At 47.4% G+C, this 555-nt stretch carries 2 protein-coding genes; both read left to right on the plus strand.

Annotated features, from left to right (window positions below; genetic code table 11):
* Window positions 1-262, plus strand: a 262-nt coding sequence (gene tnpB, locus V6259_RS19575) for an IS66 family insertion sequence element accessory protein TnpB (RefSeq protein WP_341585958.1), incomplete at its 5' end; no start/stop codon positions are given.
* Window positions 263-288: 26 nt separating this feature from the next.
* Window positions 289-555, plus strand: a 267-nt coding sequence (locus V6259_RS19580) for a hypothetical protein (RefSeq protein WP_341585959.1), incomplete at its 3' end; no start/stop codon positions are given.

Genomic DNA, 555 nt, shown 5'->3' on the forward strand with positions numbered 1-555 from the left:
GCTGATTAAACAGCAAATCAAAGAGAGTCCTCTCATCGGGTATTTTGTGTTCATTAACCGCCGTAAAACTCAGATGAAAATTCTCTATTTTGACGCCTCTGGGTACTGTATTTGGTGCAAAAGACTGTCGCAGGGGCAGTTCAACTATGCGCAATCAGCGAACGATAAACACGCCCTCAGTACACTCGAATTACAGCATCTATTGGCCGGTATAAAAGTCGAAAAATATCGTCAATTTAAGCGCTACAAACGCGCATCTTAAGGGGGTGGGTGGTATAATCCAACCCCATGAATGACGCCACTTATCGACCTATTTTACCCTTTAAAAACACTGACTTGCTTCACACGAATGAGGTCGAAAAACTGCGCGCAGAAAACGAGGCCATGTCTTCAAGAATCCGCCAATACGAAGCCGAAGTGTGGGCGCTAAAGCGCGAATTATTCGGGCCTAAAAGCGAGCGCAGAGGTTTACTCACTCCTGAACAACAAGCCCTCGCTGATATTGTTGGCCCGATGCCAGTAGAACCCACGACGCTGGAGGAAGACGCCACGGTC

The organism is Marinomonas sp. TI.3.20, assembly GCF_038155025.1.
In the GTDB taxonomy this organism is placed as follows: domain Bacteria; phylum Pseudomonadota; class Gammaproteobacteria; order Pseudomonadales; family Marinomonadaceae; genus Marinomonas; species Marinomonas flavescens.